26 protein-coding genes are annotated in these 19,717 nt (G+C 67.5%); 11 read left to right on the top strand and 15 right to left on the bottom strand.

Annotation, left to right across the window (positions count from 1 at the left end):
- Positions 1-219: 219 nt before the first annotated feature.
- Entirely contained in the window at positions 220-537 is a 318-nt protein-coding gene (locus AC07OD_RS00995) for a hypothetical protein (RefSeq protein ID WP_494594652.1), read from the top strand.
- Positions 538-948: 411 nt separating this feature from the next.
- Here the strand turns inward: AC07OD_RS00995 and AC07OD_RS00990 are convergent, their stop codons facing one another.
- The 4 genes from AC07OD_RS00990 to AC07OD_RS00975 form a co-directional block, all read right to left on the bottom strand.
- Positions 949-1,113 carry a hypothetical protein gene (locus tag AC07OD_RS00990; protein WP_494594651.1) on the bottom strand — a complete coding sequence of 55 codons (165 nt, stop codon included), beginning with the start codon at positions 1,111-1,113 and terminating at the stop codon, positions 949-951.
- A gap of 173 nt (positions 1,114-1,286) precedes the next feature.
- The gene (gene rbp, locus AC07OD_RS00985; protein WP_218294006.1) at positions 1,287-1,637 is read right to left on the bottom strand and encodes an RNA-binding regulator; all 351 of its coding nucleotides are present in this window, start codon (positions 1,635-1,637) and stop codon (positions 1,287-1,289) included.
- Between the two features lie 122 nt (positions 1,638-1,759).
- Positions 1,760-1,999, bottom strand: a complete 240-nt coding sequence (locus tag AC07OD_RS00980) for a hypothetical protein (protein ID WP_218294005.1) — start codon at positions 1,997-1,999, stop codon at positions 1,760-1,762.
- Positions 2,000-2,186: 187 nt separating this feature from the next.
- Entirely contained in the window at positions 2,187-2,357 is a 171-nt protein-coding gene (locus tag AC07OD_RS00975) for a hypothetical protein (RefSeq protein WP_218340726.1), read from the bottom strand.
- Here AC07OD_RS00975 and AC07OD_RS00970 point away from each other — a divergent pair.
- Positions 2,356-2,685 carry a hypothetical protein gene (locus AC07OD_RS00970; protein WP_218294004.1) on the top strand — a complete coding sequence of 110 codons (330 nt, stop codon included), beginning with the start codon at positions 2,356-2,358 and terminating at the stop codon, positions 2,683-2,685. The two genes, AC07OD_RS00975 and AC07OD_RS00970, sit on opposite strands and share 2 nt — an antisense overlap.
- Before the next feature lie 151 nt (positions 2,686-2,836).
- Here the strand turns inward: AC07OD_RS00970 and AC07OD_RS00965 are convergent, their stop codons facing one another.
- The 3 genes from AC07OD_RS00965 to AC07OD_RS00955 all read right to left on the bottom strand — a co-directional run bounded on the left by AC07OD_RS00965 (position 2,837) and on the right by AC07OD_RS00955 (position 4,436).
- Complete coding sequence (locus tag AC07OD_RS00965) at positions 2,837-3,463, bottom strand: flavodoxin family protein (protein WP_218294458.1); 627 nt, start codon at positions 3,461-3,463, stop codon at positions 2,837-2,839.
- Between the two features lie 79 nt (positions 3,464-3,542).
- On the bottom strand, positions 3,543-4,016 hold the full coding sequence (locus AC07OD_RS00960; protein ID WP_494594648.1) for an SRPBCC family protein: 474 nt from the start codon (positions 4,014-4,016) through the stop codon (positions 3,543-3,545).
- 96 nt (positions 4,017-4,112) lie between these two features.
- Entirely contained in the window at positions 4,113-4,436 is a 324-nt protein-coding gene (locus tag AC07OD_RS00955; protein WP_057272387.1) for an ArsR/SmtB family transcription factor, read from the bottom strand.
- Positions 4,437-4,645: 209 nt separating this feature from the next.
- Between AC07OD_RS00955 and AC07OD_RS00950 the strand changes: the two genes are divergently transcribed.
- Together AC07OD_RS00950 and AC07OD_RS00945 are read left to right on the top strand one after the other, a co-directional pair.
- Positions 4,646-4,963, top strand: a complete 318-nt coding sequence (locus AC07OD_RS00950; RefSeq protein WP_494594646.1) for a DUF2322 family protein — start codon at positions 4,646-4,648, stop codon at positions 4,961-4,963.
- 148 nt (positions 4,964-5,111) lie between these two features.
- A complete protein-coding gene (locus tag AC07OD_RS00945; protein ID WP_218294001.1) occupies positions 5,112-5,576 on the top strand; it encodes an SRPBCC family protein in 465 nt (154 codons plus the stop codon).
- 128 nt (positions 5,577-5,704) lie between these two features.
- On the opposite strand, the gene AC07OD_RS00940 is transcribed toward AC07OD_RS00945, so the two are convergent.
- Positions 5,705-6,487, bottom strand: a complete 783-nt coding sequence (locus AC07OD_RS00940) for a transporter substrate-binding domain-containing protein (RefSeq protein WP_494594643.1) — start codon at positions 6,485-6,487, stop codon at positions 5,705-5,707.
- A gap of 400 nt (positions 6,488-6,887) precedes the next feature.
- Here AC07OD_RS00940 and AC07OD_RS00935 point away from each other — a divergent pair, with 400 nt between their 5' ends.
- Entirely contained in the window at positions 6,888-7,136 is a 249-nt protein-coding gene (locus AC07OD_RS00935) for a hypothetical protein (protein ID WP_494594641.1), read from the top strand.
- A gap of 132 nt (positions 7,137-7,268) precedes the next feature.
- Here the strand turns inward: AC07OD_RS00935 and AC07OD_RS00930 are convergent, their stop codons facing one another.
- Positions 7,269-8,567, bottom strand: a complete 1,299-nt coding sequence (locus tag AC07OD_RS00930) for a phospholipase D-like domain-containing protein (RefSeq protein ID WP_494594640.1) — start codon at positions 8,565-8,567, stop codon at positions 7,269-7,271.
- A 148-nt stretch (positions 8,568-8,715) separates the two neighbouring features.
- On the opposite strand from AC07OD_RS00930, the gene AC07OD_RS00925 reads away from it, so the two are divergent.
- Together AC07OD_RS00925 and AC07OD_RS00920 are read left to right on the top strand one after the other, a co-directional pair.
- The gene (locus AC07OD_RS00925; RefSeq protein WP_494594638.1) at positions 8,716-9,642 is read left to right on the top strand and encodes a peptidoglycan DD-metalloendopeptidase family protein; all 927 of its coding nucleotides are present in this window, start codon (positions 8,716-8,718) and stop codon (positions 9,640-9,642) included.
- Between the two features lie 74 nt (positions 9,643-9,716).
- Positions 9,717-10,253, top strand: coding sequence for a pseudouridine synthase (locus AC07OD_RS00920; protein ID WP_494594636.1), 537 nt, complete (start codon positions 9,717-9,719; stop codon positions 10,251-10,253).
- A 10-nt stretch (positions 10,254-10,263) separates the two neighbouring features.
- On the opposite strand, the gene AC07OD_RS00915 is transcribed toward AC07OD_RS00920, so the two are convergent.
- Together AC07OD_RS00915 and gstA are read right to left on the bottom strand one after the other, a co-directional pair.
- Positions 10,264-10,977 carry a glutathione S-transferase family protein gene (locus AC07OD_RS00915; RefSeq protein ID WP_494594634.1) on the bottom strand — a complete coding sequence of 238 codons (714 nt, stop codon included), beginning with the start codon at positions 10,975-10,977 and terminating at the stop codon, positions 10,264-10,266.
- Positions 10,974-11,582 (bottom strand): glutathione transferase GstA, encoded by a 609-nt coding sequence (gstA, locus tag AC07OD_RS00910; protein WP_218293994.1) that lies wholly within the window; start codon positions 11,580-11,582, stop codon positions 10,974-10,976. The genes AC07OD_RS00915 and gstA overlap by 4 nt, the downstream gene beginning before the upstream one ends.
- Before the next feature lie 116 nt (positions 11,583-11,698).
- Here gstA and AC07OD_RS00905 point away from each other — a divergent pair, with 116 nt between their 5' ends.
- The 4 genes from AC07OD_RS00905 to AC07OD_RS00890 all read left to right on the top strand — a co-directional run bounded on the left by AC07OD_RS00905 (position 11,699) and on the right by AC07OD_RS00890 (position 14,607).
- Complete coding sequence (locus tag AC07OD_RS00905; RefSeq protein ID WP_218293993.1) at positions 11,699-12,589, top strand: LysR family transcriptional regulator; 891 nt, start codon at positions 11,699-11,701, stop codon at positions 12,587-12,589.
- A 187-nt stretch (positions 12,590-12,776) separates the two neighbouring features.
- Positions 12,777-13,187, top strand: coding sequence for a PaaI family thioesterase (locus AC07OD_RS00900; protein WP_218293992.1), 411 nt, complete (start codon positions 12,777-12,779; stop codon positions 13,185-13,187).
- A gap of 41 nt (positions 13,188-13,228) precedes the next feature.
- Positions 13,229-14,203, top strand: a complete 975-nt coding sequence (locus tag AC07OD_RS00895) for an IclR family transcriptional regulator (RefSeq protein WP_492255539.1) — start codon at positions 13,229-13,231, stop codon at positions 14,201-14,203.
- A gap of 2 nt (positions 14,204-14,205) precedes the next feature.
- Entirely contained in the window at positions 14,206-14,607 is a 402-nt protein-coding gene (locus tag AC07OD_RS00890) for a hypothetical protein (RefSeq protein WP_492254925.1), read from the top strand.
- Positions 14,608-14,620: 13 nt separating this feature from the next.
- Here the strand turns inward: AC07OD_RS00890 and AC07OD_RS00885 are convergent, their stop codons facing one another.
- From AC07OD_RS00885 to AC07OD_RS00870, 4 genes are all read right to left on the bottom strand, one after another.
- Positions 14,621-15,595 carry a Bug family tripartite tricarboxylate transporter substrate binding protein gene (locus tag AC07OD_RS00885; protein ID WP_494594631.1) on the bottom strand — a complete coding sequence of 325 codons (975 nt, stop codon included), beginning with the start codon at positions 15,593-15,595 and terminating at the stop codon, positions 14,621-14,623.
- 32 nt (positions 15,596-15,627) lie between these two features.
- On the bottom strand, positions 15,628-16,830 hold the full coding sequence (locus AC07OD_RS00880) for a CaiB/BaiF CoA transferase family protein (protein ID WP_494594629.1): 1,203 nt from the start codon (positions 16,828-16,830) through the stop codon (positions 15,628-15,630).
- 8 nt (positions 16,831-16,838) lie between these two features.
- Positions 16,839-17,978: an FAS1-like dehydratase domain-containing protein gene (locus tag AC07OD_RS00875; protein ID WP_218294456.1), complete on the bottom strand. Its 1,140-nt coding sequence runs from the start codon at positions 17,976-17,978 to the stop codon at positions 16,839-16,841.
- 99 nt (positions 17,979-18,077) lie between these two features.
- On the bottom strand, positions 18,078-19,628 hold the full coding sequence (locus AC07OD_RS00870; RefSeq protein ID WP_494594627.1) for an acetate--CoA ligase: 1,551 nt from the start codon (positions 19,626-19,628) through the stop codon (positions 18,078-18,080).
- Positions 19,629-19,717: the final 89 nt, after the last annotated feature.

The following is a 19,717-nucleotide window of genomic DNA, read 5'->3' as shown; positions in this document are numbered from 1 at the left end:
GGCCATTTGGTCAGCAAAAACGGAAGACAAAGTAGCGTTTCAGCGTCTAACCCACCACTCAAGCGAACCAACATTCTGCGGGCCGCTAGCTCAGTTCATTGAGCGTCCGCTTTCACGATTCACCACCGGCAGCTTCTGGCCGTAGACAGACTTCTGCCTGCCGATTCCCCGCACGGCACCAGGCGGTGGGCGCCGCGCTTTTACGGTACAAACACCGCCATGCCTCACACCCAGCCCTTGTCGGCCACGTTCACTCCCACCTTCGCCCACGTGCCGGCCGGCCCGGTGGCGGGCCCCTTGCAGTTGTTGCCGCTCAACGCCGGGGTGGTGTCAGTGCACACCGCCGATGGCGCGCATGTGGGTTCGCTCAAGCTGGTCGGCGGGGTCTGGAAGTTCAAGGCCATGGGCTACAGCGCTGCCGGTGGCATGGAACCCGGCCACGGCCCGCTGACCGATCAGCACAACATGCAATTCGCCACGCCCGATGCCGCCGAGGTGAGCGCCCGGTTGCTGGGCGCTGTGGGAAGCCCCCCGTAAGAAACCAACAGGCGAGGCTTGCGTGAGTGCCGAAACGCTCAGTCCGGCGCGTCGGCCAGAACATCCCCCAACCCCAACCGAGCACACCACCGCCACTCGCTCCTCGATGCACCGCTCGAGCTTGGCACGCGCGGGGAGGTTGTCCAGGTAAGCCAGCGGCGTCAACACCAACTTGCGCAAGCACGACTGACCGACTGTTCCTCGACGCCCCGCACGACGCGGGCCGCAAGCTCCATCAAGAGCCTGAACCCGAACAGCCCGAAGGTGTGGGTGGATGCCAGGCCATCGTGGAGCCGCCATGGTCCGATGCACGGCCGGATGGCGCTCCAGGTTAAGCGGTACCCCGGGTATTGGTGGGCCGGCCAATTTTTTCTTCAGGGGCGGGCGCCGCTTCCGCGCCCCTTGCGGACATCAATGGGTGCCGTCGTTCGTCTTTTTTCCCGTCAATGCGGAGCAAATCAGCTCCACGGCGAAGGCAAGCCCCAGGACGACCCCGCCTGCGGTTGAAGACCCCAGGAAGAGCAGCGCCAGCCCCAGGACGAGCGCAGCCAGCGAGAACCAATGGATGGATTTCATATGATGTGCTTTCCTGGTTTGCCGTTCTTCAACTCGCTTCTGGCTGGATTCTGCCCCAGTGCACCGCGCGCGCAAGGTGGCCCGCGCCGCTGTGTGGATGGCTCCATGCCGCTGGGCCGGGACGAAAAAAAACCGGCTCCGCGGAGCCGGTTTTTCAGAGGAAGCTGCCGGGTTCAGTAGCGCCCGCCGCCGTAGCCACCCGTGCCGTAGCCGATGTCCGAGCGCTTGCTGGCACTGTAGCCGCCCGCGCTGTAGCCACCCGAGCCGCCACCCTCTTCGCGGGGGCGGGCGAGGTTCACGACAATCGCGCGCCCATCGACGGACATGCCGTGCAGCGCGGTGATGGCGGCCTGGGCGACTTCGGCGGACGCCATTTCCACAAAGCCGAAGCCCTTGGAGCGGCCGGTCTCGCGGTCCATCATGACCTTGGCGGAGGAAACCCGGCCAAACTCGGCAAAGTTGCTTTCCAGGCTGGAATCGGTCACGGAATAGGGCAGGTTGCCCACGTAGATCTTGGTGCTCATGGAGGAGCCTTTCTGAAGGAGGGCGCGCAACGCAGGGCGCACCGTTGGGACAAGGGTGTGCGGACCGGATGTCCGCCACAACGGGGAAGCGTGGATGGGGTCTGCGGTGGGCAGGCCATCCATCAGCACACGGGGGGATGCGGCATGCACGTTTGCAGCCAGCCCTGGGTAACGGCAAAGAGCCGGGCGGCTTCGCGCGAGGCAAAGGCTTTGTCGAAACGGAAGACACGGCAGTAGCTGCCGTTGCCTTGGGAACGATGGACCGAGAAGGAGGCGCGGAAGCGGCCGCAGTCGGTCGGGTGTGTCGCGGGCGAAACGACGTACTGGCCCATGGAAATGGCGGTCTTTGAAATCTGGTTCATTCAGGATCGCAGGCTTGGAAATCGACCTGCGTGAGCATCGAGGGGCTCGGTGGGCTGCAGCTCTACAGATCCACTGGGCGACAAGGGTCGCAAAAGGCGGCTGGCCTGGGGCGGATGGCCGCCACAGAGCAGGCGTTGCGGTGACGGCACGCGTCAAGGGCCGTGACTGCAACCCACTCAGTATATATCAATTCGCATTTGAATTTGAATTAATATTCTTTTTGGTTTTAAAAGGCGCAAAATTGGGCAGTGCCGGAGCATCCGCGCCAGCAATGCGCCGGGTTTTGCTACGCTTGCCGGCGCTGCCTGCGCGTGTTCCCGCTGCGCCGGTGGTTCTTTTTTCCTCCTGTCGCTCCATGCCCCGCCGCAAACTCCACCACCACGTCTATGTCGTCGAGCTTTCGAAGGACGTGCTGAACGAGCCCCGCTTTCGCAAGAACAACCCCGGCTACATCGACGGCAAACCCTGCGTGTACGTGGGCATGACGGGCCTGGACCCGGACGTGCGGTTCGACAAGCACAAGGCAGGCATCCAGGCGAACCGGTTTGTACAGCAGTACGGCCTGCGCCTGCTGCCCGACCTGTACGAAGGCTTCAACCCCATGAGCTACGAAGACGCGGTGGACCGGGAGATCGAGATCGGCATCGACCTGCGCTCGGCGGGGTTTGGGGTGTGGCAGGCCTGAACCGGTGCCCGCGCGCGCAGGGGCCGGTGCGTCTTTCTTCCTGGAATCGGTTGCGCTTCAGTTTTGATAGCTGCCAGCGCTTATCCATCCAGCGCCAGCAGCCCATTTCACTGAAATCTCAGCGCGCTGGCCGGAAGGCCACAAGCCAGCCTCAGTGCACACGCCCCCGCACAAACTGCAGCGTGGTGTGGGCCACGCGTTCCCCCAGGTACCGCGCCGTGGCCAGGTCTGCCTCTGGCGGCACCACGTCGGCACCCTGGTCGGTGTTGGACTGCGCGGCGGCGCCCAGCCAGAAGCCCAGGCGGTTCAGGTCTTCCTCCGACCCGGTGGACGAGCAGTTGCCCGGGGGCAGCGCCAGGTTCACCCAGTGCATGCCGTGCTGCGCGGCGAACAGGGCCATCTGCATCAGGGTGGAAAGCTTGTCCCCCGAGCGCGAGCCGGAGTTGGTGAAGCCCGCGGCGATCTTGTCCTTCCAGCCGAGGCCTTTGGCCATGACCACGTTGGACGTGGCTTCCTGGAAGGCCTTGAACTGCGACGAGGCGCTGGCGACATAGGTGGGCGCGCCGAAGATGATGGCGTCGGCGGACGCGAGGTCATTCCACCGTGAGGGCGCTTCTTCCACCGTCATCAGGAGGGGCTCGGTGCCCTCCACCTGCGCCACGCCTTCTTTCACGGCCTGGGCCTGCCGGGCCGTGTGGCCATAGCCGCTGTGAAAGACGATGGCAATGCGCACACCAGGGGCGCGGGTGGGTTGGAGAGTGGGCGTCGTCAGGGTCATGTTCATGCTTGAGTTCATGGGTTGAGAAACTGTGGGTGAGGGATATGAGGGAGGTTGGCTAGGCCGTGGCAGGCTGGCGTTAGGGGCCTTCGCGGCTGTGCACCACCTGCTCCAGGCGCTCCAGAATGCGCGGCCACAAGCCGCCCATGCGCTCGAAGCTGATGCCATCGTTGGGCCGGAAACCCGCCTGCTCCATGCGCAGCAGCGTGCCGCCGCCGTGCTCCTGCAAGGTCCAGGTGATGTGGGTGATGAGCCCATTGGCCGACTCGGTGCCGTTGCCCCAGCGGTAGGCGAGCTGGCTGGGTTCCTCCACCAGGGTCACCTCGCAGTGCGTCACGCCCGACCAGCCCGGCAGCGGCTGCGCGCGCACCGTGAAGCGGTGCCCCACCTCGGCCACGAAGTCGTTTGGTATGAGCCACTCCTGCATCAGCCAGGACTGGGTGAGCGCGCGCCAGACCTTCTCACGCGGGTGGGGTAGCTGCCGCTCGAACACCAGGGACCGGGTGCCTTGCGCCGTGGGGGTGGGGCCATGGGATCGGGTTGCGTCAGCCATGGCACACCGCCTGCAAGGTGAGCGCGACGGCAGCCTCGGGGCTGGAACGGTGATGGCGGTTCTGCATGGTGTCTTTGCTGGAGTGGAGTTGCGCAGTCATTGGTCCATGCGTCCGAGCAGGTTCTCCAGGTCATCCAGGCGCTGGTTCCAGAAGCCGGCATAGACGCTCATCCAGTCCACCAGGGGCGCCAACCCTTCGCGCCGCACCTGGTAGTAGGTTTCGCGCCCGGCACGGCGGTCTTCCACCAGCCCCGCGCGCTTGAGCACGGCCAGGTGCTTGGACACCGCAGGTTGCGAAATGTGGGAATGCCCCGTCAGCACATTCACGGTCTGCTGCCCCTCCCGGGACAGCTGCTGGAAGATGGAACGGCGCGTGGGGTCCGACAACGCCGCGAAGGTCAGGTCTTCAGGGGATTTCACAGGATATAACTCATTGGTTATGGATAACGAATAATAACCAAACAGCTATGAATTGGTCAATCCTTCGTAAAAAGATTCAGGCGCGCTGCGCGGGACACGGGATCGTTTGTGCGACCCACCGGGTGGCACGACAATGCGGGCCCACACGATCCATCCATTCGCTGCGGGCCGGGGAATCCGCCCGTGGCACCCACCCTTTGTCCTTGCCCATGAATTTCGCAAACCGCCTTCAGCAGCTTCCTTCCACAAGCCACCTCGCCGCCCTGCACCTGCTGGGCGCGGGCGGCCAGGTGCTGGCCACCATCGAGAACAAGCCCGGCCAGACGGGTTCGCTGGCCGTGTATGCCGCGCTGGCGGCGCTGTATGGCGGCCGCATCACGCCCGCGGCCGCCACCCTGGGGCTGGAGTGGTACGCCGAGCATGTGGCCGACGCGCAGGCCTTCCCGGGCAAGCACCCCAACATCGACCGGCTGCTGGCCTGGGCCCAGGGCAGCGAGAGTTTTGGGGCCCGCATGGTTTCCGCCTGAAACGAAAAAAAACCGCGGTGGCAGCGGCGGCTTGTCGAAAACGCGCGGGCCCGTTCGTCGTCAGGGTGTGAACACGTTGAATGAGCGATATGGTTGAGCGGCTCACGCCTTCATCCACCCTGATGTCCACCCCCAAGGAGACCCCAGCATGACCACCAACACCACCCCCACAGGCACCGTCACCCTGCACCGCGTGCTGCGCGCACCGGCCGAGCGCATCTACCGCGCGTTCCTGGACCCCGACGCCATGTGCAAGTGGCTGCCGCCCCATGGGTTCACCGGCCGGGTGCTGAGCCTGGATGCCCGCGTGGGCGGCACTTACCGCATGCAGTTCACCAACTTCAGCAACGGCCAGACGCATGCGTTTGGTGGCGAGTATGTGGAGCTGGTGCCGGGCGAGCGCATCGTGCACACCGACCGGTTCGACGACCCCAACCTGCCGGGCGAGATGCGCACCACCATCCAGCTGAAAAAAGTGATCGTGGGCACCGAGGTGTCCATCGTGCAGGCGGGCATTCCTGCCGTGATCCCCGCCGAGGCGTGCTACCTGGGCTGGCAGGAGTCGCTGCAGCTGCTGGCGCTGCTGGTGGAGCCGGAGATTCCGGCGGAGTAAATCGGTGCCGGCCGGGCCATGCACACGGCCCCGGCGGCGGGGTGAACGGCGGCGCACCGGCAGGCGGTGCCGCGCCACGCGCCCGCCGCCCCAGCCCCTCCCCATCCCTCAATTCACATCACATCACTTCACTTCAGCCACTTGTCGGCGGCTTGCTTGATGGCGCCCCGGCTGTCCACCAGGCCCCACACGAAGCCCATCACGCGCACATAGTCGGCATCGTCGGTGGGCAGCATGAAGCCCAGGTAGTTCTTGAGCGTGAGCGGTGCATCCACGAACGCGGCGTGCAGGCGCGGGTCGGCCTTGGCATAGTGCAGGGCCTCGTACGTCTCGGTGATCATCACGTCGCCCTTGCCCTCGGCGATCAGCGCGGGGATCTCGGCGTTCTTGTCGTGCGTGCTGACCTGGGCTGTTTTCAGGTTGGCCAGCACATAGGTTTCGTTGGTGCCCCCGGGGTTCTTGATGACACGCACCGTGGGCTGGTTCATCGCGTCCACGCTGGTGTATTTGGCCTTGTCGGCCGCGCGCACCAGGGCCACCTTGCCGAAGGGTGCGTAGCCGGGCAGCATGTCAAAGATGCGCATGCGGTTGACGTTGCGCGTGATGCCGCCCACCGCCACATCGAACCTGTCGCCCTGCAGGTCCTTCACCAGGTTGGGCCAGGTGGTGGGCACGTATTCGATCTTCACACCCAGCTCCTTGGCCATGGTCTCGATCACGTCGATGTCATGGCCCGAGTAGCCCGCGTCGGTCTTCATGGCAAACGGGCGGTAGTCGCCGGGCGTGCCCACGCGGATGACCTTGGCCTCCATGATCTTGTCGAGCCGGGGGCCGGCCTGCGCGGCCTGGCTGAAGGCAAGGCTGGCCACCACGGCGGCTGCGGCAAGGGCGAGGATTTTCTTGGGGATCATTTCGAGGTTCTCCAGTGGGTGAAAGGTGGCTTGGCGAAGGGTGTGGCAGCACGGTGCACCGGCCACGCGGGCCGCAGCGGCCGGCACACCCCGTCGCCGCAAACATTACAGCAGGCCCGCGGGCAAAAGCCAGGGGCGTTCATCCGGGGTGGTGCCAGCGGCGCAGGACGGGCATTGCACGCGTGCATGGATGCGCGTTGACGGCAGCGTTTGCACAACACCCCAGCGTCGCAAGCGGCGTGCCATGCAGGCCCGCACCGCGCAGGGGCCGGCATACTCAGGCTCCGTCCACGGCCCATGCTCTATTTTTTATAGCATATTACGCTTGTCCAACAAGCGCTACACGCCCATTTCTTGTCAAACTCGGTTACCCTGCCCGGTTCAGCAACAAGGACTCGCCATGAAAAAACTCAACGTCACCATCCAACTCGAAATGACCGTGCCCGATGACTGGGAGCTGGCCGATACCTCCGAGGGCACGCCCGTCATCAAGCTGCCCGATGGCAAGTACATGGACATCGCCATCGAGCCGCTGTTTGCGGCCGACCCCGAGGACCTGTGGGCCAGCACCGACGACGAGAACGTGCTGGACGACATCCTCGACATGGTGGACAGCGAAGCGGTGACGTACGAGTTTGTGACGCACTGAGCGGTGGGACAGGGGGCAATGCCGGCGTGGGGAGCCCCCGCCCCACCCCGCATTCAAAGCAGAGAACTACACTTTTGATAGCGGCCGGCGCTTTCACCATGAGCGCTGGCGCCCTATTTCACTCAAGCACCGTTACAGCTGCGAACGCAGCCAGCCCGTCAGTTTCTCGTGCGCCTTCTCCCGCAGCGGGCGGTCCCGCCAGGCCTCGTACGTCACGCGGCGTGACCGCCGGATGTCGTCTTCAAACACCGCTGTCTGGCGCCTGGCGAATGCCGTGTCGTACACGTTGAGGTTGGCCTCGTCGTTCAGGCGGAACGAGCGGTTGTCGAAATTGGTGGAGCCCACCGACACCAGCAGCTGGTCCACGATCATGACCTTGCAGTGGTACATGGTGGGCGTGTACTCATAGATCTCGGCCCCGGCCTGCAGCAGCTCGCCCCAGGTGGCGCGGGATGCGGCTTTCACCGTCTCGGTGTCGGTGTGTTCGCCGGGGGTGACCAGGCGCACGCGCACGCCGCGCGCCAGGGCGTCCATCAGCAACTTGCGGGTCAGTTCATCGGGCACGAAGTACGCCACCGACAGGTCGATGCTGCGCTCGGCCGCCGTGATGGCCAGGTGGTACATGAGCTGCATGCTCTCGCTGCCGCTCGAAGGCGAGCTGGAGAACATCTGCGCCTTTTGCGTGCCCGCCGGCGCGATGGCCGGGAAGTACGCCTCGCCATGCAGCACCTTGCCGGTGACCTTGAGCCAGTTGTCCAGAAATGTGGCCTGCATCTGCGCCACGGCGGGGCCGCGCACCAGGTAGTGCGAGTCGCGCCAGTGGTCGGGGTCTTGCGCGTGGCCCGTCCACTCGGGCGCTATGCCCACGCCACCGGTGAACGCCACCTGCCCGTCCGCCACCAGCAGCTTGCGGTGGGTGCGGTTGTTCAGGCGCGCCAGGTTGTACCAATGGGGCTTGTGGAATTTCTCGATCTGTACCCCGGCCTCTTTCATCTCGGCCAGGTAGCTCTCTTCCATCTTGGCACTGCCCACCCAGTCGAGCAGCACATGCACCGGCACGCCGGCGCGGGCGCGCTCGCTCAGGGCGTCGGCAAACTGCTTGCCGATGTCGCCCGACCAGTAGATGTACGTCTCGAACGTGACGCTTTTTTGCGCCGCCTGGATGGCGGCCAGCATGGGCGGAAAGATCTGGTCGCCGTTGAGCAGCTCGGTCACCGCATTGCCGCCCACGATGCCCGGGCCCAGCAGGCTGCCCAGCGCGCGTTCGAACTGCGGGTGGGCGGTGCTGTACAGGCGCGGCAGTTGTTGCTGCACCTTCTTCTCGCCGGCCGTGAAGTTGAGCGCCAGCAACACCAGCGCGCCCGTGGCCAGGACCGTGAGAAAAACCGTGAGCAGGGTGGAAGGGCGGCGGCGGTGGGCGGCTTTCGGCATGGCGCGATGGTAGGTGGCGGCCCGGCGGAGCAATGTAGGCGGACACCGCCAACACCGGGGGCACAATCGCTGGTGCGGGTCGCGACAGCGGCCGCATCGCACCGTCTCCCCAAACACACACCACTGCGCTTTTTATCCCTGCCCTGCCGTGTCTGAATCTGCCCGCCCTGCCCTCGTCCACCCCGCCCTCCCCATCAACCGTCGCAGCGCCCTGGTGGGAGCGGCGGGTCTTCTGGCGCAGCCCGCCATGCTGGGGCTGCTGCACGCCAAGCCCTTGCCACCCGCGCCCACCGTATGGCCCCAGGCGCTGCAGGTGCCGGGGGGCGTGGCGCGGCTGTCGCTCGGGCCCGCGGCCACGCGGCCGGTGGCGCAGGTGCGCCAGGGCGATGTGGATGTGCCGCTGCGGGTGGTGGGCGATGCCATCGAATGGACCGCCCTCGTGGGCATCCCGCTGGCCGCCGCGCCCGGCGATGCGTTCATCACCGTGCTGGCCGAAGGCGGCGGCAGCCCGCGCCTGGTGCACTACACCGTCGCGCACAAGCAGTACAAGGAGCAGCACCTGCAGGTGTCGCCGCGCACAGTGGACCTCTCGCCCGAGGACCAGGCGCGCTACGAGCGCGAGCGCGAGCACCAGGCCCAGGTGATGGCCACCTTCACCGAGCAACCCGCGGGCCAGGCGCCGGCATCGCTGCGCATGCGCGTGCCGGTGCCGGGGCGGCGCTCCAGCTCGTTCGGGCTGCGGCGCGTGTTCAACGGCCAGCCGCGCAACCCGCACAGCGGCATGGACATCGCCGCGCCCACGGGCACGCCCATCGTGGCGCCGCTGGCGGGCCGGGTGATCGACGTGGGCGATTACTTCTTCAGCGGCGGCACGGTGTGGCTCGACCACGGCCGGGGCCTGCTCACCGTGTACGCCCACCTCAGCAGCAAGGACGTGCGCGTGGGCGAGGTGGTGAACGCGGGCGACGCGTTCTGCAAGGTGGGCGCCACCGGCCGCGTGACCGGCCCGCACCTGCACTGGGGCGTGATGCTCAACCGCACCATGGTGGACCCGGCGCTGTTCGTCCCCGTATAGCTATTATTTTGATAGCTAATTGCGCTTGATGGACAAGCGCCAGCGGCCAGTTTCATTCAAACACAATTCCCCGCATGACCTCGCGCCTGATCCGCTTCAACAAACCCTATGGCGTGCTGAGCCAGTTCACCGCCGAAGGCAAGTGGCAGGGCCTGAAGGACTACGTCGACCTGCCCGGCGTGTATGTGGCGGGGCGGCTGGATGCCGACAGCGAAGGGCTGCTGCTGCTGACCAACGACGGGCCGTTGCAGGCCCGCATTGCCGACCCGCGCTTCAAGATGGAGAAGACCTACTGGGTGCAGGTGGAAGGCATCCCGGGCGAAGCCGCGCTGGCCGCGCTGCGCAGCGGCGTGGTGCTGAACGACGGCCCCACCCTGCCCGCCCGCGCGCGCCTGCTGGCGCCCGCGCCTGCCGTGTGGGCGCGCAACCCGCCCATCCGCGAGCGCAAGGCCATCCCCACCGCGTGGATCGAACTCATCATCCGCGAAGGCCGCAACCGCCAGGTGCGGCGCATGACGGCCGCCGTGGGCCACCCCACGCTGCGGCTGATCCGCGCGGCCATCGGGCCCTACACGCTCGACGGGCTGGCGCCGGGCACCTGGGCCGATTGAATCGAGGCAGCTACGCCGTCACCGCATCCATGCGGCGCGACAGTGCCGAGTCGCGCGCCCGCAGGAACACACGCAGCCCTTCGGCATAGTCCGCACTGACGGCCTGCTGCACCGAGGCGCGCGCGGCCAGCGCTGTGCGCCAGCGCAGCACACGTGGCAAGCCTTGCCAGAGACCCAGGCCGTCCACGCCCGGCAACGTGTCGATGACGTCGAAGTACCGGAACACGGGGCCGAACACCACATCCACCATGCCGAAATCCGGTCCCGCAAAGTACGGCCCCGCGCCGCTGAACGCACCCAGCGCTTCTTCGAGCTGCACGAAGCGGCCGCGCAGCTCCTGCGCGCGGGCCCGCAGCGCGGCTTCATCCGGCGCGGCGTAAAAAGCGCCGATGGTGTTGAGCACCGTGGAGCCAAATTCCATCCACGCACGGTGGCGGGCGCGCTGCAGCGGGTCCTGCGGGTGCAGCGCGGGCATGGCCACCTCGTCCAGGTACTCGCAGATCACCGCCGACTCGAACAGGCTCTGGCCGCGCACCTGCAATACCGGCGTCTTGCCCAGCGGCGAGAGGGCCAGGAACCAGTCGGGCTTGTGGGCGAGGTCGATGGTGCGGCGCTCGAACGCCAGGCCCTTCTCGCGCAGCACGATGGCCACGCGCTGCACATACGGGCACAGCGCGTGCGAGACCAGCGTGAGCGCGGGCGCGCCAGCCGCTGCTGCGCTCACGGTGCCAGCCCCTCGGCGCGCAGCGCGGCCTGCACCTGCGGGCGGGCCGCCACGCGTGCCATCCAGGCCTGCAGATGCGGGTAGGCCGTGAGCGGCATGCCCAGCAGGTGGGCCCAGTTGACGATGGTGAAGCCATACGCATCGGCCACGCTGTACGCGCCTGCCAGGAAGTCGCTGCGCGAGAGCACGGCATCCAGCTCCGCAAAACGCGCGGCCAGCTTGGCCTTGGCCGCCTGCCGCGTGGACTCGGCCGTTTCCTTGTGCCACAGCCAGGGGCTGAAGCCCTTGTGCAGCTCGGTGCTGACGAAGGTGAGCCACTCCAGCACGGCCAGGCGCTCGCGCGAGCCGGGCTTGCCGATCAGCGCCTGCGCCGGGTCCAGGTCGGCCACGTACTGCAACAGCGCCGCGCCCTCGGTGTGGCGCGACTGGTCGTCCAGCTCCAGCAAGGGCACGTAGCCGCGCGGGGAGATGTCGAGGTAGCTGGCACCCGCCTCGGTGGTGTGGTGCGCCAGGTCCACCTTGGTCAGGTCGAAGGGGACGCCGACCTCGCGCAGCGCGATGTGGACGGCGAGCGAGCAGGCGCCGGGGGCGTAGTAGAGCTTCATGGCAGTGGCGGGCTTTCTGTGCAAAAAGGGGTTGGGAGCATCGCCGCTGCACACAGCGGTGGCACGGGCGACAGGCAGAATTTATGATTGCATTTACGCAAACAAAATACGCATCCATGAAAACATCCATTGCATCATCGCAATACCGCCTGGGCGCCGCCGAGCTGGAGGTGCTGCTGGCCATGGTGCGCACCGGCACGCTGGCGGCGGCCGGTGAGCGGCTGGGCGTGGATGCGTCCACCGTGTTCCGCGCCATCCAGCGCATCGAGCGCGGGCTGGGCCAGCCGCTGTTCGAGCGCTCGCGCGCGGGCTACCGCGCCTCGGAGCTGGCCCAGGCCCTGGCCGAGCAGGCCGAGCGCGTGGAAGCCGCGCTGGAGGCCGCCCGCACCGCCACGCAGGCGCAGCCCGAGCAGGTCTCGGGCACGGTGCGCATCTCCACCACCGACACCATCCTGCAGGGCCTCATCGCCCCCGCCCTGCAGGTGCTGCAGCCCCGCCACCCGGCCCTGGTGTACGAGCTGCATGCGGGCAATGAACTGGTGAGCCTCACGCGGCGCGACACCGACATCGCCGTGCGCGCCACCAGGCGCCCGCCGCAACACCTGGTGGGCCGGCAGCTGGGCATGATCCGTTCGGCGCTGTACACCGCAGCCTCGAACCCGCTGGCACTGTCCGACGTGGAGGCGGGCCGCGCGGCCTGGGTCGCGCCCGACGACTCCATGCCCGGCCACCCCTCGGTGCGCTGGCGCAAGAAGCAGTACCCCAGGGCGCAACCCACCTACCGCGTCAACAGCCTGCTCACCGTGATGGAACTGGTGGCCCGGGGCGCGGGCGTGGGCGTGTTGCCCACCTTCCTGGCCCAGGGCCGCGGCGACCTGCGCCCGCTCACCGGCTCGCTGCCCGAGTGCGACAACGGACTGTGGCTGCTCACGCACCCCGAGTCGCGCCACCTGCGGCGCATCGCGGCGGTGTACGGGCACCTGGCGGACACGGTGCAGCTGCCCTGAGGGACTCCGGCGATTCCTGCGGCCCGGCCCATTCCGCCGGCCGGCTCCAGGGCTTAGGGCCCGGCCTGCGGATGGGCGCGCAGGCCGGGCAGCTTCAAGCCCAAGGTATTTGTACTAATACAATTTATTTTCGAAAGTACAATTTGCCTCCACCACCTGCCCTGCAGACAGGTGCGAGGAGTTCACATTGCCCGATACCCTCTCTCCCCCAGGCACGGGCTGGAAGGCGCGCAGCCTGGCCGGCTTCATCCAGCACGCGGGGCCGCTGTGGGCCCAGCGGGAAGACCATGGCTGGGCCTATGGCTTCGCGGTCGGACCGCAGCACCTCAACCCCGCGGGGGCGGCCCACGGCGGCGCGCTGATGACCCTGATGGACCACGCCCTCAGCGCCGTGGCCTGGGAAGCCTGCGGCCGCAGCCCCTGCGTCACGCTGCAGCTCGATTCCCATTTCGTGAGCCCGGTGCGGCCCGGCCAGTTCGTCGAGGCGCGGGCCGAGGTGATTGAGCGCACCGGCAGCCTGGTCTTCATGCGCGGCGAGCTGCGCGCGGGCGCGAGCCTGGTGCTGACGGCCCATGCGCTCATGAAAGCCATGAAATGAAGCCGGCCAGCCCCGCACCGGCATCTGCCCGCCGCCACGCCGTGGCCGAAATTCCTTTGTACCCCGACAAGGAGCGCGCCCTGGACATTCCCGCCCACCACAGCCTGATGGCCCTCTTCGGCGCCCGGCCGCACCACGGCGCTGCAGCCGACGCGGCCACAAATGGGTTTACGCTTGCCGGTTTGAAGCTCCAGAACCCGCCCATGGCCTCCCGCTCCAAGCCCGCCCCGCCCCCCGCCGACACCAAGCCGACCAAAGGCGTGCGCGTGCGCCCCGTGCCCGCCGTGACACGCTCCATCGCCATCCTGCGGCTGCTGGGCGAGCACAAGCAGCCGCTCACGCTGAAGACGGTGGCCGAAGCCTTGCACCTGGTGCCCAGCACCTGCCTGCACATCCTGCGGGTGCTGGTGGCCGAAGACCTGGTCACGCTCGACCCGTCGACCAAGCGCTACGCGCTGGGCACCGGCATGATCAGCCTGGCCCGCAGCGTGCTGGAGGGCGGCGGCTTCACGCAGCTGGTGCAGCCGGTGCTCGACCGCCTGGCCGCGCAGTTCGGCGTAACGGCCATGGGGGTGGAGATCACATCGCGCCAGACGGTGATGGTGCTGGCGCTGTCCCGCTCCAGCCAGCCGTTTCGGGTCCACACCGATGTGGGCAGCCAGTTCGAGACGCTGGTCAGCGCCACGGGGCGGCTGATCGCGGCCTACAGCGGCGAAAGCTGGCCCGCGCTCAAGGAGAAATTCGCCCGGGTGGTGTGGGACAAGGCCCCCACCTACACCACCTGGAAGAAGGAGGTCGAGCTCACGCGGTCCCGGGGCTGGAGCCTGGACCGCGACAACTTCATGGCCGGCATCACGGTCGTGGCCGTGCCCGTCTTCGCGCCGGGCGGACGGCTGGTCCATACCCTGGTGGTGGTCGGGCTCAGCAGCCAGATGGGTGCCGCCGTGGTGCAGCAGCTGGCCCAGGTCATGCAGCGGGAGGCGGCCGAGCTGTCTCGCCTGCTGGGCGGGAGCTGACCATGCCGGCGCCCGGTACCGCGGCGGCACAGACCCTGCTCAAGACCATCACCATGCCCGCGGACATCGATGCCAGCGGCCAGGTGCCCACGGGCTGGCTGCTGGCCACCATGGACCTCGCGGGGGCCGTGCTGCCGGGGCAGCATTTTGGAGCGCCGGTCGAGCTGGTGGGGCTGTCCGACGTCACGCTGCTGGCCCGGCCCCGGCTGGGCCAATGTGTGACGTTCACGGGCCGCCTGGTGTCCAGCAGCGGCGAGGATGCGTGTGTGGCCATCGAGGCCTGGTGCGAGGAGCGCGGCCGGACGGGGGGCACCCCGCTGATGCGCGCCCAATTGCGCTATGTGCCCGCCACCATCGAAGTGCCCGGGAATCTCTTCCCGGGCACGTTCCAGGCGGGCTCCTGAGCGGAGCCTTGCGTCAGTCCGCGCGGATGCCCGCGGCCTTGATGATGGGCGCCCAGCGCTGGCGCTCCTTCCTGGCGAACTCGATCAGGGCCGCGGCCGTTCCCCCCGCGGGCTCGAAGCCCAGTTCCAGCAGGCGCTGGCGCACTTCGGGCCGGGCCAGCACCTTGTTGACCGCCGCATTGAGAACACCGGTCACCGCCGCCGGCGTGCCCCTGGGCGCATACAGCGCGTTCCACGCCACGAACTCGAAACCCGGATGGCCCTGCTCCGCGATGGGCTTCACGCCGGGCGCCAGGTTGCTGACGGTTGCCGACGTGACGCCAATGGCACGCAGCTTGCCGGCCGCGATGTGGGGCCGCAGCGCCAGGGGCGTGTCGATGACCGCCGGCAGCTGGCCACCCAGCACATCGGTCACCGCGTTGCCCGAGCCTTTGTAGGGCACGCCGAACAGCGGTGCCGACGAGCGCTCCTTCAGGAACTCGACCACCAGGCGCGCCGAGGTGCTGGGCATCGCGATGTCGGCCGAGCGGGGGGCGCGTTTCACGGATTCGAGCAGTTCCGCCACGGAATGGTGGGGGGCATTGGCCCCCACCGCCAGCACCATGGGAAACGTGCCCACCATGGCGATGGGTTCGAAATCCTTCTCGGGGTCGAAGGCCAGCTTCGCATAGAGAAACTGGTTGAGCACATGGGTGGCGTTGGTGCCCATGGTCAGGGTGTAGCCGTCGCCTGGGGCCTGGGCCGCGAGCTCGGTGCCCAGGTTGCCACCGGCACCGGCCTTGTTCTCGACGACGATGGGCTGGCCCAGTTCCCGGCCGAGCTGCTCGCCCAAAAATCGGGTGGCCACATCGGTGCCCTGCCCCGCGGCATAGGCCACGATGATGCGGATGGGCTTGGTGGGATAGCTGGGGTGCTGGGCCTGCGCGTGGGCAGCGGGCATCGCCCACAGCAAACTGGCAGCGGTCATGATGGCAGCGAAGGTTCGCATGCTTGTCTCCTTTATTTTTTGTGCTCTGCAGATCAGAGAGGGCGGGTGCGCGCGACACCCCGGGTATACAGGTCCCGCCTCTGGGCGTCATTGAATCCGAGATCGGCCAGCACCTCGTCGGCATGCTGGCTGAAAGCCGGGGGCGGCGCTCCCGACAGTGCCGGGGTGCCGTACAGCCGCGCCGGGCCACGCAGCGCCGTGAACGCGCCCTGCCGGATGACCATCTCCCGGTGCGCGCAGTGCGCCTGGGCCAGCGCCTGCGGCACGTCGTTCACCACCCCGGCGGGCACCCCCACACGCATCAGCGCCTCGCACAGCGGCTCGCAGTCTTGCGCGGCAATCGCGGACTCGATGATGTCCTTGAGCGCCTGGCGGTGCGCGATGCGGTCTGCGTTGGCGTGGAACCGGGGATCCTCGGGCAGGCCCGGGCACCCGATGTGCTGGCTGAAACGGCGGAACTGGCCATCGTTGAGGATGCCGATGAACACATGCCCGTCGCGCGCCCTGAACTTGTCGTACGGGGCGATGTTGGGGTGCGCGCTGCCCAGCAGGCCCGGGGCCTTCTTCGACGCGAACCAGTTCGATGCATGCGGCAGCAGCAGGCTCAGCGCCGTGTCGTAGAGCGTGGCCTCCACCCGCTGCCCGGCACCGCTTTTGTGCCGGCTGCACAGGGCCATGAGGATGCCGGTGAGCGCCACATAGCCCGTCAGATGGTCCACGATGGGAATGCCCATGCGCGTGGCGCCCGTGGCCGATTCGCCGTTGATGCTCATCAGGCCGCACTGCGCCTGCAGCACCGCGTCGTAGCCTGGCAGGCCGCCCAGCGGCCCGTCGCGGCCAAAGCCCGAGATGGCGCAGTAGATGAGGCGCGGGTAGCGTTCGGCCAGCACGTCTTCGTAGCCCAGGCCCCATTTCTCCATGGTGCCGGGCAGGAAGTTCTCCACCAGCACATCGGCATCCCGCAGCAGGCGGTGCAGCACCTCGTGCGCGTCGGGCTGGCTCAGGTCCAGGCTGATGGCCTTCTTGCCCCGGTTCAGCGCGGCGAAGTACGCGGAGTGGCCCATGTCGTCGTATGGCGGTCCGAGGTGCCGGGTCTCGTCGCCCCCTGGCGGCTCGATCTTGACCACCTGGGCGCCATTGTCGGCGAGCATCTGGGTGCATAGGGGGCCTGCGAGCACGCGGGTGAGGTCCACCACCCGCAGGCCTTCCAGCGCCGGGGCGCTGAAGCTTGTCATGCTGCTATTCACCCGCGGCGGGGCAACACCACCACGCCACCGCCAAGCACCGACAGCTCGCCGTCCTGGTTGTGCGCCTCCTGTGCGATCTCGACCAGGTGCTTGCCGCCCTCCTCGAACTTGCGCGTGACCTTGCCCTTGATGAAGAGCATGTCGCCCTCGGGGTTGTGGCGGCGAATCTTGCAGCTGGCCTTGTGCAGGAAACCCGTGTCGCCCATCCAGTTGGTGAGGTGGTGCGTGAGCCACGAGGTGCGCTCGGGGCCGTAGTCGTACGCGCCGGGCGCGCCCACTTCGAGCGCGAAGTCTTCTTCCCAGTGCACGCGCTCGGGCACGTCCGGGATGCCGAAGCGGTTCTTGATGCCCACGCCCGGGTGCGCGTCGATCAGCTTCCAGGCCAGCTTGTTGGCGCGGATGTACAGGCCGCCCCAGCCCTGCGCGTAAGCGATGAAGCCGGTCACGGTCATCGGCCCCTTGAACATGGTGGGCAGCTCGTCGCCCACGTTCACGTCGTCCCAGTAGCGGGGCGTGGCGCCGCGCACTTCCTCGTTGCGGTAGAGCTTGTAGGCCTCGTTCAACTCTTCGTCGGTGTACTGGCGCGGGCCGCGTTCGCGCACGTTCTGGTATTTGCTGCCCTGCTCCCGCGCATGGTCGCGCTCGGTGCGAAAGCACCAGCTGTCGGCCTCGGCCACCTTGTCGCCGTCCTGGTTGAAGAAGTCCACGTGGTAGATCTGCTGGATGGCCCGGCCGGCAAAACGCGTCTGGTGCTCGATCAGGTCCTTGAGCGAGGCCTCGGTCGAGATCACGTCGTTGCGGCGCACGGGCTTGTGCCAGGTCCAGTCCGCACCCGACCACATGGCGTGCACGCCCGGCAGGCCGCCCACATAGCCCGACACGATGCGGCTTGTGGCGAACAGGAAGCTGGGCAGCGCGACGATGCCGCCGTAGTGGCTCCTGGCCGCGTAGTCGGGGTCGCACCACAGGGGGTTGTCGTCGCCGATGCCGTGCGCGTAGTGGCGGATGTTGTCGCGCGTGGCCTCGTGGCACCAGGGCTCGGCGGTCTGGCCGATCTTGATGCCGATGCGCTCGCGCAATTCATCGAGGCCGCTGTCGGTGATCTTGGGAAAGCTGCGCTGCGGGGTGGTGGCAATGGACATGGGTGGAGTCTCCTTGGGGTGGTGGTGGTGATGAATGAATGGATGGATGGACGGACAGACGGAGGGAAGAAGGGACCGCGGGTGGCGGGGTGCTCAGGCGCAGGCCACCGCTTCGCGCTCCCGCAAGACCTTGCGGTGCACCTTGCCGGCGGGGGTCTTGGGCAGCTCCGCCACGAACGCGATGTGGCGCGGGTATTCGTGCTGGCTGAGCTTGGTCCTGACAAGGTTCTGGATCTCGTCGATGAAACCCTCGCTGCGCTCGCGGCCTGACACGACGAAGGCCTTGACGACCTGCCCGCGCAGTGCGTCGGGCACGCCGATCACGGCGGCTTCGAGCACGTCCTCGTGCATGAGGATGACGTTCTCGATCTCCACCGCGCTCATGGTCCAGCCCGCGGAAATGATCACGTCGTCGGCACGGCCGCCGTGGAAGAAATAGCCGTCCTCGTCGGTGCGGCCCAGGTCCTTGGTGGGTATCCACTGGCCGCGCCGCAAGACCATGAGCTGCCCCGTGGTGCCCGGCGGGCAGATGCGCCCCTGCGCGTCGTGCACCTCGACCCGGGTGCCGGGCACGGCCTTGCCGAGCGAGCCGCGCTTGACCGGGAAGTCGCTGGCGCCGGGGTAGCTCACCAGCACCACGCCGATCTCGGTCGTGCCGTACATGCTGCACACCTCCAGGCCAAAGCGCTCGTGCACGAAGTCGGCCGTGTCGTCGTCGATGGGCTCGCCGGTGAACGACAGCTTCGTGAAGTGATAGGCGTGGTCGCCCGCCTTGCCGCAGTTCTTCATCATGCGGTAGTGCGTGGCGGCGGCCGACATGTTGTTGAAGCGGTGGGCCGACAGCGCCTGCAGCAGCCGCTCGGCGTTGAACCGGCCGCTGTAGCTGCCGATCGTCAGGCCTAGCGCCAGCGGCGCCAGCGTGCCATGCCACAGGCCGTGCCCCCAGGCGGGGGACGACGGGCACATGAAGCGGTCGCCGGGGCGCAGCCCCGTGCCGTACAGCGCGGCCACCATCAGCGTGACCAGCGCCTTGTGGGTGTGCTTCACGGCCTCGGGCAGCTCCCGCGTGGTGCCGGACGTGTACTGGAACACGGCCAGGTCGTCGGCCCGCGACGTGCTGGCGTAGGTGGCAGGCAGCGCCTGCAGCTGCTGCCACAGCGCGTCATCGAAGACCTCGAACGCGGTGGTGCCCAGGCCCTCGACGACCCCGCGCTTTTCCTCGTTGGTAATGAGCAGGCTCGGCTTGCAATCGCCCACCCGCATGCGCACGCCGTCGGGGCCGAACAGCGTGAACAGCGGCACGGCAATGGCGCCCCGCTTGATCACGCCGAACATCGCCGTGTAGAACGCCCGCGAGGGCTCCAGCATGATCGCCACACGGTCGCCGCGCTGCACGCCGCGGCCTTCGAGGAAGTGTGCGAAACGGGCCGAATCCCGCGAGAGTTCGTCGAAGGTGATGGTTTCGTCCACGCCATCGGCGCGGCAGACGATCACCGCATCGCGGCCCGCACCGGCATGGCGGTCCACGCACTCATGGGCGATGTTGAACGCAGCGCGGTCCCCATCGAAAAGATCCCACAGGCGCTCGGTCGCGAAGTGGCTCTGGGCATCGGCGTAGCTGGCGTAGTCGGTCAGGCGTTTCATGGCTGCATGGGATCTGTGTGTCGGTGCATGCAGTCTCGATTCTTCGACATTGATTGTCAAATACGACTATCAATTGTCTCAATACAATT

The sequence above is a fragment of the Acidovorax sp. GW821-FHT10E03 genome, from assembly GCF_059415205.1.
This window is presented reverse-complemented; position numbering and strand designations above follow the sequence as displayed.